Here is a 12,301-nt window from a genome sequence, read left to right on the forward strand (position 1 = left end):
GAAGGGGAATCGGGGCCTGTCATGCCCGTGGGATCACTCCGCGAGGTGGGCGAAGAGGAACCAGCGGTCCTTCTCGAGCGTCTGCATGATCGCCAGCGCAACGTCCTGGCTGGTGAGGTCGACCTCGTCGAGCCCCTCGATCGCCGCCTTCACGTCGACGATCACGGCGTCCATGTCGGCGATCATGTCGCGCACGATCTCCTGCCACGGGGTGAACCCGGCGGGGACGGCGGTGGGCGCCACCTTCTGCGCGATGGTCGAGGTGCGGGCGTCGATCGGAAGGCCGAGGGCCACGATCCGCTCTGCGGCGTCGTCCGCGGCCTGCCGGGCGTGATCGACGATCTGATCGAGCAGCTCGTGGATGGCGATGAAGTTCGCGCCCCGCACGTTCCAGTGCGCCTGCTTGCCGTTCACGGCGAGGGCCTGCAGCCCCAGCACGACGGGGGCGAGGAACTGCGCCGAGCCGGCGGCGACCGTCGGATCTGCGGCGGTGGCGGGGGTGGTCTGAATGTCGGTCATTCTGTCGGCTCCCTTCGAACCGCCACACGGCGGTCCAGTGATGCCAACGCTAGTGCGCGCCCGCTATTCCGCAAGCAAGTGAAGGCTCGGCTAACCCGTCACACTGGCAGGTCGCTGAGCGAGGAGATGTCGCCAGGGGTTACCGTCTTACCGTGCCATCCGCCGATCCCGCCCTCGAACCGCGCCTGCCCGGCGGTACGGAGGACAGACGGCGCCGCCCGGCCGGGGGATCGCCCGAGCACGCCGAATCCGCCCGCTTCCTCCCGCACGTGCAGGGGCTGCGGGCGATCGCCGTCCTGTGTGTGGTGCTCTACCACTTCTGGCCGGGGCGGTTCCCCGGCGGCTACATCGGCGTGGACATCTTCTTCGTCATCTCGGGCTTCCTCATCACCTCGCATCTGATGCGCGAGCTCACCACCACCGGCACCGTGCGCCTCGGTCAGTTCTGGGCGCGCCGGGCGCGCCGGCTGCTCCCGGCCTCGCTGTTGGTGCTGCTCTTCTGCGCGCTGGTCGCGATGACGCCCTACCTCACCCCGACCTCGGCACTGCCGAACGAGGTGCGCGAGATCCTCGCCTCGACCTTCTACGTCGAGAACTGGTATCTCGCGATCACCTCCGCCGACTACCTCAACAACGGCGGCGAGCCCACCACGGTGCAGCACTACTGGTCGCTGTCCCTGGAGGAGCAGTTCTACGTCATCTGGCCGCTGCTGATGCTCTTGGCCGCGTGGGCGGCCGTGAAGTGGGTGCGCGGCGCCGTGCGTCGCAGCGTCATCACCGTCCTGGCGGTCGTGTCGGCCGCGTCCTTCGTCTTCTGCGTCGTCTTCACCATCACCGACCCGGCGCCGGCCTACTTCGTGACCTTCGGGCGGATGTGGCAGTTCGGAGTAGGCGCCCTGATCGCCCTCGTCCCGCTCCTGCGTCTGCGCTCCGCCGTGGCGAGCTTCGTCGCCGGCTGGGCGGGCATCGCCGCCCTCGTGTGGGCGACCTTCGCGTACGACGGACAGACCCCTTTCCCGGGGTACGCCGCTCTGGTGCCGACGCTGGGTGCAGGACTGATCATCGCGGCGTCGAACACCGACCGGTGGTGGTACCCCACCCGTGTGCTCTCGGTCCGACCCGCCCAGTTCGTCGGCGGGATCTCCTACTCCCTGTATCTGTGGCACTGGCCGCTCATCATCATCGCGCCGTCCGTGCCCTTCTGGGGGCTGACGATCTACCACCGCGTAGCCCTCCTCGCCCTGTGCTTCGTGCTGGCATGGCTGACGAAGACCTTCGTTGAGGATCCGTTCCGCAGCTGGAAGGTGCTCACCGCCCGACCTCCCCGAGTCACCCTGTGGGCCGCGCTCGCGGCGATGCTGCTGGTGGCCGGCACCGCCGGTGCCGCGTGGGCGGTGAATGCGCCGGCCTACAACGCCGGGGTGCGAGCCCTCGCCGAGCTGCGGGCGGACCCGCCGGAGTGCTTCGGCGCGGCATCCGTGCTGGACCCGGCGTGCGAGGAAGCGGCGGCGCCCGACACGATCCTGCCCGCGCCGGGCTTCGCGGGCGCCGACCGTCCCTCCGACGATCAGTGCTTCGTGCAGCTCAACGACGCGCGTCCGGTTTCGTGCGAGTTCGGATCGGACGCCGTCGACGCGCCGCGCGTCGCCCTGATCGGCGACAGTCACGCCTTCCAGCTGCTCCCCACTTTCGAGCGGATGGCGGAGCGCAACGGCTGGCATCTGACGACCTTCTTCAAGGGTGCCTGCCCGTGGAACACCACCCCGCTCTCGACGCCGGGCGCCTTCGGCGCAGCGTGCACCGAGTGGCGCGAGGGCGTCGCCTCGGCCCTCGCTGACCGCGAGATCGACGTCGTCTTCACCTCGGCCCTCGCGACGACGCCGTACTCGTCGGCCGGATTCGACTCCTCGCAGGACGCCGCCGTCGCGGGGTACCGCGAGGCGTGGAGCGAGATGATCGACCGCGGCACGCCCGTCGTGACCGTCGTCGACAACCCGGTGTGGGAGACCGACCCGAACAAGTGCCTGCGCACCCGCGATGCGTCCGAATGCGACGGCCTGCGCGCCGACGTGCTCGTCGCGGACGATCCGCTGCGCGAGGCCGCGGAGGGGATGGCGGGGGTCACGCTGCTGGACTTCACCGACGTCTTCTGCGATGACGAGGTGTGTCGCCCGGTCGTCGGCGGCGCGAACGTCTACCGCGACCAGGACCACCTGACCGTCACCTTCGCCGACACCCTCGAACCGTGGTACGAAGCGGCGATCCGCGACGCCCTGGCCGCACGGTGACCGGACCCGCGCCCACATGAGCCGTTTAGGCTCCCTGGCATGAGCATCGACCCGACGGCATCCGTCCTGGCACTCGGCGACGCGCGCCCGTCGCTTCACCCGTCGGTCTTCGTGGCCGCCGGCGCGCGCGTCGTCGGTGACGTGACACTGGGTGAGGGCGCGAGCGTCTGGTACAACGCCGTCCTCCGCGGCGACAGCGCCCCCATCACGATCGGTGCGGGCAGCAACCTGCAGGACAACGTGTCGGTGCACGTCGACGCCGATCACCCCGTCGTCCTCGGTGAGAACGTCTCGGTCGGGCACAACGCCGTCGTCCACGGCTGCTCGATCGGAGCCGATTCGCTCATCGGCATGGGGAGCGTCGTGCTCTCGGGGGTGCAGATCGGCGAAGGATGCCTCGTGGCGGCCGGCGCGGTCGTGCTCCAGGGAACGGTGGTGCCCGCCGGATCGCTCGTGGCGGGCGTGCCCGCGAAGGTCCGCCGCCCGCTCAGCGACGAGGAGCGGGCGGGCATCCGCCGGAACGCGGCGACCTACCGGGCGCACCTGTCGACCCACGAGGGCGCGGAACCCCGCGCCTGAAGCTGTGGAGGGGATGACGGGAATCGAACCCGCACCATCAGTTTGGAAGACTGAGGCTCTACCATTGAGCTACATCCCCGCGGCGGAACGATCCGCGGCTCGACCAGTCTAATGGACGCGCGAGGCGCCGCCTGTCGATGAGCCTTCCGGGAGTGTCGGCTAGACTGCAACAGGCCCGATCGGCGCACGCGTGCGTGCGCACCCGCCCGGGGCGTAGCTCAGCTTGGTAGAGCGCCCGCTTTGGGAGCGGGAGGCCGCAGGTTCAAATCCTGTCGCCCCGACCATCGGCCCCCCATCACGAAGACCTACGCCCACGCGTCCGCGTGCGGTGGCAGACGAGGAGAGACACAAGGCATGGTCACCACCACCGTCGAGAAGCTGAGCCCGACTCGCGTGAAGCTCCGCATCGCGGTCAGCCCGGAAGAGCTGAAGCCCAGCATCACCCACGCGTACGAGCACATCGCCCAGGACGTGCAGGTGCCCGGTTTCCGCAAGGGCAAGGTTCCGGCGCCGATCATCGACCAGCGCGTCGGTCGCACCGCCGTGCTCGAGCACGCCGTCAGCGAGGGGCTGGACGCGTTCTACCGCGAGGCCGTCACCGCGAACGAGATCCGCGTCATGGGACGTCCGAGCGCCGACGTGGTCGAGTGGCCCGACGCCAAGGACTTCAGCGGCGACCTGCTCGTCGACGTCGAGGTCGACGTGCGCCCCGAGTTCGACCTCCCCGCCTTCGAGGGCACGACGCTCGAGGTCGAGGCCGTCGAGGTCGACGAGACGGCGGTGGACGCCGAGCTCGACAAGCTGCGCTCGCGCTTCGGCACACTCGTGACCGTGGACCGCCCGGCCGCCACCGGCGACTTCGTCGAGCTCGACCTCATCGCCACGATCGAGGGCAACGAGGTCGATCGTGCCGAGGGCGTCTCGTACGAAGTCGGCTCCGGTGAGCTGCTGGAGGGCATCGACGAGGCCGTCGAGTCGCTCACCGCGGGGGAGGAGACGACCTTCCGCTCCACGCTGATCGGTGGCGACAACGCCGGCCAGGAGGCCGAGGTCGCCGTCACCGTCAAGGCCGTGAAGGAGCGCGAGCTTCCCGAGGCCGATGACGACTTCGCCCAGATGGCGTCGGAGTTCGACACGATCGCCGAGCTCCGCGACAGCCTGCGCGAGCGGGCCGGCGAGCAGTCGGTGTTCACCCAGGGCTCCGCCGCCCGGGACAAGCTCATCGAGACGCTCCTCGCCGACGCCGAGATCCCCGTGCCCGCGCAGCTCATCGAGGACGAGGTGCACAACCACCTCGAGGGCGAGGGTCGCCTCGAGGACGACGTCCACCGCGCCGAGGTCACCGAGGCCAGCGAGAAGCAGTTCCGCACCCAGATGCTGCTGGATGCCATCGTGGAGAAGTACGAGGTCCAGGTCTCGCAGGACGAGCTGACCCAGTACCTCATCCAGTCCTCCGCCCAGTACGGCATGTCGCCGCAGGACTTCATCAACGCGCTCCAGCAGGGCAACCAGCTGCCGGCGATGGTCGGCGAGGTCGCCCGCAACAAGGCCCTCGCCGTGGCGCTCGGGAAGGTCACCGTCGTCGACACCGCGGGCAAGACGGTGGACCTGACCGGGTTCGTCGCCGTCGACGACGAGGAGACCGCCGAGGACGAGGTCGTGGAAGAGGCGGAGGAGATCGCCGACGCCGCCGCCGAGGCCGACGAGGTCATCGCCGCCGAAGAGGCCGAGGTCCCGAAGAAGCCCGCACGGAAGAGTCGCGCGAAGAAGGCCGACACCGCCGAGTAGGCGTTCACGCTGACGCATGAGAGGGACGGATGCCCGCGGCATCCGTCCCTCTCTCGTGCGGTGCTACGGCTCTCCCGGGGAGTGCGACGCGCCCGATCTGCCGACGGCGAACACGGGCGGGGCGCGGGAGAGGCCCCGGTAGATTCGAGGACACGACCACGGAAACAGGAGTACACATGGCCGAACCACTTGTCGCGACGAGCGTCTTCGACAGGCTGCTGAGGGACCGGATCATCTGGCTGGGCTCGGAGGTGCGCGACGAGAACGCCAACGAGATCTGCGCGAAGATCCTCCTTCTCGCCGCGGAGGACTCCGAGAAGGACATCTACCTCTACATCAACTCGCCTGGTGGGTCGATCACGGCCGGCATGGCGATCTACGACACGATGCAGTTCGTGCCCAACGACATCGTCACCGTCGGGATCGGGATGGCCGCCTCGATGGGGCAGCTGCTCCTGACCGCCGGCACCAAGGGGAAGCGCTACATCACCCCCAACGCCCGCGTGCTGCTGCACCAGCCGCACGGTGGCTTCGGCGGTACGGCCAGCGACATCCAGACGCAGGCTCAGCTCATTCTCGACATGAAGAAGCGCCTCGCCGAGATCACGGCGAAGCAGACGGGCAAGACGGTCGAGCAGATCAACGCCGACGGTGACCGCGACCGGTGGTTCGGTGCCGAAGAGGCGCTCGAGTACGGCTTCGTCGACCACATCCGCGAGTCCGCCAGCGACGTCATCGGCGGCGGCGGCACCGCCACCGACAGCTGAACTCGAAGGCGAAAGAGAGAGAAGAAGGAATGCAGACCCCTACCTTCGGAGGCGCCCCGTCGGCGCCGCAGGGCCTTCAGATGCCCGGCAGCCGCTACGTCCTGCCCCAGTTCGAGGAGCGCACGGCCTACGGCTACAAGCGGCAGGACCCGTACAACAAGCTCTTCGAGGACCGCGTGATCTTCCTCGGCGTGCAGGTCGACGACGCGTCGGCCGATGACGTCATGGCCCAGCTCCTCGTCCTCGAGAGCCAGGATCCCGACCGCGACATCGTCATGTACATCAACTCGCCCGGTGGTTCCTTCACGGCCATGACGGCGATCTACGACACCATGCAGTACGTCTCGCCCCAGATCCAGACCGTCGTGCTCGGCCAGGCGGCCTCGGCCGCGGCCGTCCTGCTCGCCGCCGGCGCGCCAGGCAAGCGCCTCGCGCTGCCCAACGCGCGCATCCTCATCCACCAGCCGGCGATGGGGGAGGCCGGTCACGGGCAGGCCTCCGACATCGAGATCCAGGCGGCCGAGATCATGCGCATGCGCACCTGGCTCGAGCAGACCCTGGCGGCGCACTCGAACAAGTCCGTCGCAGAGGTGAACAAGGACATCGATCGCGACAAGATCCTGTCGGCCGAGGAGGCCGTCACCTATGGTCTGGTCGATCAGGTCCTCACCACGCGCAAGCGCACCGCGGGCGCCCCGGCGCTGACCCGCTGACCACCGCGATGACGCCTCCGCGCTTCGGCGACGGGGGCGTCATCGCGTTCACCTCGACTCAATCCCCGCGCATGTCCTCACCAGAGGTTAGGCTCGACGGAGACGGCGGGGAAGGCAACCCCGAGGCGACGAAGAGGAGCCGTGATGGCACGCATCGGTGAAAGCGCCGACCTGTTCAAGTGCTCTTTCTGCGGAAAGAGCCAGAAGCAGGTGCAACAGCTGATCGCCGGACCGGGCGTGTACATCTGCGACGAGTGCGTCGAGCTGTGCAACGAGATCATCGAAGAGCGGATGGCCGAGTCGTCCACGGGTGTCGTCTCGGAGTTCGACCTCCCCAAGCCCCGTGAGATCTTCTCCTTCCTCGAGGAGTACGTCGTCGGTCAGGACGACGCCAAGCGGGCCCTGTCGGTAGCCGTGTACAACCACTACAAGCGCGTTCGCGCACAGGGCACCCTCCAGCCCGCCGAGCAGCGCGCCGACGAGGTCGAGATCGCCAAGAGCAACATCCTGCTGCTCGGTCCGACCGGGTGCGGAAAGACTTATCTGGCGCAGACGCTCGCCAAGCGGCTGAACGTGCCGTTCGCCGTGGCCGACGCCACCGCCCTCACCGAGGCAGGCTATGTCGGCGAAGATGTCGAGAACATCCTCCTCAAGCTGCTGCAGGCGGCCGACTTCGACACCAAGCGCGCCGAGACCGGCATCATCTACATCGACGAGGTCGACAAGATCGCTCGCAAGGCGGAGAACCCGTCCATCACACGCGACGTCTCGGGCGAGGGCGTGCAGCAGGCCCTTCTGAAGATCCTCGAGGGCACGGTGGCCTCCGTACCGCCGCAGGGCGGCCGCAAGCACCCGCACCAGGAGTTCATCCAGATCGACACGACGAACGTGCTGTTCATCGTCGCGGGGGCGTTCGCCGGGCTCGAGGACATCATCTCCTCCCGCGTCGGCAAGCACGGCGTGGGGTTCGGTGCGCCCCTCCACAGCAAGGGGCAGGACCTCAACCTGTTCAGCGAGGTGCGTCCCGAAGACCTGCACAAGTTCGGCCTGATCCCCGAGTTCATCGGGCGCCTGCCCGTCGTCGCGTCCGTGAACCCACTGGACCAGACCGCTCTGATGGAGATCCTCACCGAGCCGAAGAACGCCCTCGTCAAGCAGTACCAGCGCATGTTCGAGCTGGACGGGGTGTCCCTCGAGTTCGACACCGAAGCCCTCGAGGCGATCGCCGACCTGGCCGTCGATCGGAAGACCGGTGCGCGTGGTCTGCGCGCGATCCTGGAAGACGTCCTCGGCCCGATCATGTTCGAGATCCCGTCGAGCGAGGACGTCGACAAGGTCATCGTCACCCGCGCCGCGGTCGAGGAGCGCGCCGCACCGACCTTCGTTCTGCGAGAGAAGCGCAAGAGCGCCTGATCCGCGGGTCGGCGCGATGCGCACTCCCCACCCGCTCATCGCGGACTATCACGGCGTCCTCAGTGTTCGGCGCGGCGACGCCGTGCTGGGAGAATGGGCCCGAGGATTCGCCGATCGCACATCGCAGACGCCGAACTCCGCGGCGACGCGCTTCGGGCTGGCCAGCGGCACGAAGATGTTCACCGCGACGCTCATCCTCACATTGGTCGGAGATCGAGCGCTCTTGCTGGACACGCCGGTCCGCGACATCCTCGGCAGAGACCTTCCGCTCGTGCCCTCCGACGTCACCGTCGATCACCTCCTCACCCACACCTCCGGCATCGGCGACTATCTCGACGAGGAGGTCGACGCTCTCGCCCCGTTGTCGATTCCCGTTCAGAAGCTCGACTCGACAGCGGCCTACCTTCCGCTTCTCGACGGACATCCCCCGAAGTTCGACGCGGGGGAGCGGTTCTCCTACTGCAACAGCGGCTACGTGCTCCTCGCCGTCATCGCAGAACGTGTCTGCGGCCAACACTTCGGCGACCTCGTCGGGAACCGCATCTTCCGGGTGGCCGACATGGCCGACTCCGGCTTTCCCCGATCCGATCAGCTCCCCGCGGTCACGGCGACCGGCTACCGGGATGACGGGCGGACGAACGTGTTCGCGCTGCCCGTCGTGGGATCGGGTGACGGCGGTGCGCATTCCACCGTCGCCGATCTGCACCGGTTCTGGGAGGCGCTCTCAGCCGGCCGCATCCTGGACCCGGCCCTGGCGCGGCTGCTCACCACACCGACGACGGCAGACGCCGACGACGGCCTCGGTTACGGGCGCGGGGTGTGGATCGACGGCGAGGATCTCGTCTTGGCGGGCGGTGACCACGGCGTGACCGCGGTCAGCCGGCGCCATCCCGGTTCCGGCACCACGGTCACCGGCCTGGCGAACGTCGCCGTGCCCACGTTCACGCGCACCCGTGACCTGATGGACGAGGTCCTCGGACGCAACCGTGATGGGGCCGACTGACGCGCGGAGTCTGTCGGAGGTCCCCGATACGGTCGAGCGATGACGATCATCCGACCCTTCGAGCTGCACGTGTCCGACGTCGAGCTGACAGATCTCCGACGCCGACTGAGGGACACCCGGCTGCTGCCCGACTCACCGCGGCGGATGACGTCGGGGATGACGGCGGCGTACCTCGGCGATCTGGTGGAGTCGTGGGCGGCCTTCGATTGGCGGGAACGGGAACGGTGGCTCAATCGCCATCCGCAGTTCACGGTGCAGATCGATGGCTGCCTGCTGCACTTCGCCCATCTTCGTTCGGCGCGAGCGGATGCGCCCGCGCTGCTGGTGATGCACGGGTGGCCTCACACGTTCGCTCTTCAGCTGGAGTTCGCCGATCTGCTCGACGACTTCCACGTCGTCCTCCCCAGCTTCCCTGGTTTCGCCTTCTCGACGCCGTACGAGGACCGACCCGTGGGCGAGCGCGAGCTCGCCGCCACCATGCACCGGCTCATGACCGAGGTGCTCGGTTACGAGCGCTACTTCACCTACGGCGAAGACGTGTCGACGAATGTCAACGAGTTGCTTGCGGCGACCCATCCCGAATCGGTCCAGGGGATCGTCGTCACGCACGCCCATTTCCCCACCCGTGAGGAGCGCGCTCACCTCACCGACGAGACGGAGCGTGCGTTCTTCTCGCGCATCGACGCCGATCACGGTCCTCACGGCGCATACGGTCATGTGCAGGCCACCAGGCCCGACACACTGGCCGTCGCGCTCAACGACTCGCCCGCCGGACTTCTGGCCTGGCTGATCGAGAAGATCGTCGAGTGGAGCGACACCCCCGCCGACGATCCGCGGACGGTCGAGCGGCGCATTTCTCGCGAACGGCTCTTGACCGAGGCGATGATCTATTGGGTCACGCAGAGCATAGGCACGTCGTTCCGTCCGTACTACGAGGGCGCTGACACACCCCACCCGATCCCGCCCATCGACGTGCCTGCCGCCGTGTTCATCCAGCGGCATGAGGCCGACTACCCCGAATCCCTCGCTCGCAGGTTCTACAACCATCTCCGGACGTTCGATCGGCTGACCGAGGGCGGGCATTTCGCGATCGCCGAAGTGCCCGCCTCGATGGCGGATCGGGTGCGCGCCTTCGCGAGGGAGCTCGGAGCGTTGTGAACTCAGGCGGTGAGACCGCGGCGTCGCAGCAGCGGTGCGATGTCGGCATCCCGACCGCGGAAGTCGCGATAGGCCTCGAGCGGATCCTTCGAACCGCCGACTCCGAGCAGCCGCTGCCGGAAGCGTGCGCCGTTGGCGCGGGTGAGCCCGCCGTTCTCTCGGAACCACTCCACCGTGTCGGCGTCGAGCACCTCACTCCAGATGTACGAGTAGTACCCGGCGCTGTAGCCGCCGGAGAAGACGTGGGCGAAGTACGTCGAGGAGTAGCGGGTCGGGACCGCGGGATCGTCCAGGCCGATCTCCGCCAGCGCTCCTGCTTCGAACTCGGCCACGTCGAGGTCCTCGGCCGCAGCGTCGGCTCCGAGCCGGTGCCAGGCCTGGTCGATCCAAGACGCCGCCAGGTATTCGCTGGTCGAGAAGCCCTGGTTGAAGGTCTCCGATGCGTGCAGTCGCTCGACGACATCCGCCGGAAGTGGCTCGTCGCTGTCGACGTGGCGCGCATAGGCGCTGAGGATCTCCGGCCAGTAGATCCACATCTCGTTGACCTGGCTGGGGAACTCCACGAAATCGCGGAAGACGTTCGTTCCTCCGAAGGACGGGTACGTCACCGTGGCGAAGAGGCCGTGCAGGGCGTGCCCGAACTCGTGGAACAGCGTCGTCACCTCGTCCAGGGTGAGAAGTGTCGGCTGCCCGGGGGAGGGCTGGGGGACGTTGAGGTTGTTCACGACGACGGCCGCCGTACCGCGCAGGCGCGACTGCACCACGATCGAGTTCATCCACGCCCCACCGCGCTTGGTGTCTCGGGTGTACAGGTCGAGGATGTAGAGCCCGATCGGCGTCCCGTCTGCATCGTGGACCTCGAAGACCCTCGCTTCGGGGTGGTAGGCGGGGATGTCGGGGCGCTCGGTGAAAGTGATGCCGTAGAGGTCGGTGGATGCTCGGAACACACCGTCCTGCAGGACGCGCTCGGCGTCGAACCACGGGCGGAGGGCCGCCCGGTCGAGGTCGTACTCGGCTTCGCGCACACGCTCGGTGTAGAAGGCCCAGTCGTGGGCGGCGAGCGGGAACGGGTCGCCGGAGGCGTCGATGATCCGCTGCAGGGCATCCCGCTCCCGACGGGCGTTGCGGGCGGCCGGCCGCGCCAGGCGAAACAGGAGTTCGCGCACCGCCTCGGGAGACCCCGCGGTCTCATCCGCCGTGACGTACGCCGCGTGCGAGTCGTACCCGAGGATCCGGGCGCGATCGGCGCGCAGTCGCACGATCTCGCGCAGCACCTCCCGATTGTCGTTCGCGTTCCCACGGGAGCCGCGCACCCGTGAGGCGGCCATGATCCGGCGACGACTCTCGCGGTCGGTCAGACTCGAGAGGTAGGGGTGACCCGTGAACAGGGTGAGGGTGACGACGTACTTCCCCTCCAGGCCCCGGTCCCCTGCGGCTCGGCCTGCGGCGGAGAGCTCCCCCTCGGTGAGGCCGTCCAGCTGTGCGGCGTCGTCGAAGACCACGGCGAGGTCGTTGGTGTCGGCGAGCAGGTTCTTCTCGAACGTGGTCGTAAGCGACGACAGACGCTGGTTGAGCTGCGTCAGCCCGTCCTTCGCGTCCTCTCCGAGAGCCGCGCCGGCATGCGTCATCTCGCGGTAGCGCCGCTCGACGAGGTACCGGTCCTCGGGGGAGAGGTCGAGGTCCTCGCGACGGTCGTAGACGTGGCGCACGCGCGCGTAGAGCGCGGGGTCGAGCTGGATCGCGTCCTGGTGCGCCGCCATAAGGGGCGCGAGCTCCTCTTCCACGGCCTGGATCGCTTCGGTGGCGTCGGCCGAGGAGACGGTGTAGAACGTGCGGGCGATGTCGCCGAGCAGACGACCGGACTGCTCCAGCGCGACGAAGGTGTTGGCGAATGACGCCTCCGAGGGGTCCGCCGCGATGCGTGCGACCTCGTCGCGGTGAGCGGCGAACGCGGTCCGGAACGCCGGGAGGTAGTCGTCCGCGGTGATCCTGCGGTAGTCCGGCAATCCGTAGGGCAGAGAGGAGGGCTCGAGCAGCGGGTTCGCGTCGGTCATCCTTCCACCCTAAGTGAGC

At 68.3% G+C, this 12,301-nt stretch carries 10 protein-coding genes and 2 tRNA genes; 9 read left to right on the forward strand and 3 right to left on the reverse strand.

The annotated features are described in order from the left end of the window. Positions 1–33: 33 nt before the first annotated feature. Positions 34–519, reverse strand: a complete 486-nt coding sequence (locus tag T9R20_RS08800; RefSeq protein ID WP_322408923.1) for a DNA starvation/stationary phase protection protein — start codon at positions 517–519, stop codon at positions 34–36. A gap of 152 nt (positions 520–671) precedes the next feature. Between T9R20_RS08800 and T9R20_RS08805 the strand changes: the two genes are divergently transcribed. Then, complete coding sequence (locus T9R20_RS08805; protein WP_322408924.1) at positions 672–2,807, forward strand: acyltransferase family protein; 2,136 nt, start codon at positions 672–674, stop codon at positions 2,805–2,807. A gap of 39 nt (positions 2,808–2,846) precedes the next feature. Beyond that, positions 2,847–3,386 carry a gamma carbonic anhydrase family protein gene (locus tag T9R20_RS08810; protein WP_322408925.1) on the forward strand — a complete coding sequence of 180 codons (540 nt, stop codon included), beginning with the start codon at positions 2,847–2,849 and terminating at the stop codon, positions 3,384–3,386. 5 nt (positions 3,387–3,391) lie between these two features. On the opposite strand, the gene T9R20_RS08815 is transcribed toward T9R20_RS08810, so the two are convergent. Next, positions 3,392–3,465, reverse strand: a tRNA-Gly gene (locus T9R20_RS08815). Between the two features lie 128 nt (positions 3,466–3,593). Between T9R20_RS08815 and T9R20_RS08820 the strand changes: the two genes are divergently transcribed. The 7 genes from T9R20_RS08820 to T9R20_RS08850 all read left to right on the forward strand — a co-directional run bounded on the left by T9R20_RS08820 (position 3,594) and on the right by T9R20_RS08850 (position 10,228). Continuing rightward, a tRNA-Pro gene (locus T9R20_RS08820) sits at positions 3,594–3,670 on the forward strand. 70 nt (positions 3,671–3,740) lie between these two features. Then, the gene (gene tig, locus T9R20_RS08825; protein WP_322408926.1) at positions 3,741–5,174 is read left to right on the forward strand and encodes a trigger factor; all 1,434 of its coding nucleotides are present in this window, start codon (positions 3,741–3,743) and stop codon (positions 5,172–5,174) included. 176 nt (positions 5,175–5,350) lie between these two features. Next, entirely contained in the window at positions 5,351–5,941 is a 591-nt protein-coding gene (locus T9R20_RS08830; protein ID WP_322408927.1) for an ATP-dependent Clp protease proteolytic subunit, read from the forward strand. 29 nt (positions 5,942–5,970) lie between these two features. Then, positions 5,971–6,654, forward strand: coding sequence for an ATP-dependent Clp protease proteolytic subunit (locus T9R20_RS08835; RefSeq protein ID WP_322408929.1), 684 nt, complete (start codon positions 5,971–5,973; stop codon positions 6,652–6,654). A gap of 144 nt (positions 6,655–6,798) precedes the next feature. Then, on the forward strand, positions 6,799–8,067 hold the full coding sequence (gene clpX / locus T9R20_RS08840) for an ATP-dependent Clp protease ATP-binding subunit ClpX (RefSeq protein WP_322408930.1): 1,269 nt from the start codon (positions 6,799–6,801) through the stop codon (positions 8,065–8,067). 16 nt (positions 8,068–8,083) lie between these two features. Next, positions 8,084–9,070, forward strand: a complete 987-nt coding sequence (locus T9R20_RS08845; RefSeq protein WP_322408931.1) for a serine hydrolase domain-containing protein — start codon at positions 8,084–8,086, stop codon at positions 9,068–9,070. A gap of 39 nt (positions 9,071–9,109) precedes the next feature. Continuing rightward, positions 9,110–10,228: an epoxide hydrolase gene (locus T9R20_RS08850; RefSeq protein WP_322408932.1), complete on the forward strand. Its 1,119-nt coding sequence runs from the start codon at positions 9,110–9,112 to the stop codon at positions 10,226–10,228. A gap of 2 nt (positions 10,229–10,230) precedes the next feature. On the opposite strand, the gene T9R20_RS08855 is transcribed toward T9R20_RS08850, so the two are convergent. Then, positions 10,231–12,282, reverse strand: coding sequence for a M3 family metallopeptidase (locus tag T9R20_RS08855; protein WP_322408933.1), 2,052 nt, complete (start codon positions 12,280–12,282; stop codon positions 10,231–10,233). Positions 12,283–12,301: the final 19 nt, after the last annotated feature.

The sequence above is a fragment of the Microbacterium invictum genome (assembly GCF_034421375.1).
Classification (GTDB): domain Bacteria; phylum Actinomycetota; class Actinomycetes; order Actinomycetales; family Microbacteriaceae; genus Microbacterium; species Microbacterium invictum_A.

Coding starts and splice junctions, on each gene's coding strand:
- T9R20_RS08800 (WP_322408923.1), bottom strand. CDS start 519: ATGACCGACATTCAGACCACCCCCGCCACCGCCGCAGATCCGACGGTC.
- T9R20_RS08810 (WP_322408925.1), top strand. CDS start 2,847: ATGAGCATCGACCCGACGGCATCCGTCCTGGCACTCGGCGACGCGCGC.
- tig (WP_322408926.1), top strand. CDS start 3,741: ATGGTCACCACCACCGTCGAGAAGCTGAGCCCGACTCGCGTGAAGCTC.
- T9R20_RS08830 (WP_322408927.1), top strand. CDS start 5,351: ATGGCCGAACCACTTGTCGCGACGAGCGTCTTCGACAGGCTGCTGAGG.
- T9R20_RS08835 (WP_322408929.1), top strand. CDS start 5,971: ATGCAGACCCCTACCTTCGGAGGCGCCCCGTCGGCGCCGCAGGGCCTT.
- clpX (WP_322408930.1), top strand. CDS start 6,799: ATGGCACGCATCGGTGAAAGCGCCGACCTGTTCAAGTGCTCTTTCTGC.
- T9R20_RS08845 (WP_322408931.1), top strand. CDS start 8,084: ATGCGCACTCCCCACCCGCTCATCGCGGACTATCACGGCGTCCTCAGT.
- T9R20_RS08850 (WP_322408932.1), top strand. CDS start 9,110: ATGACGATCATCCGACCCTTCGAGCTGCACGTGTCCGACGTCGAGCTG.
- T9R20_RS08855 (WP_322408933.1), bottom strand. CDS start 12,282: ATGACCGACGCGAACCCGCTGCTCGAGCCCTCCTCTCTGCCCTACGGA.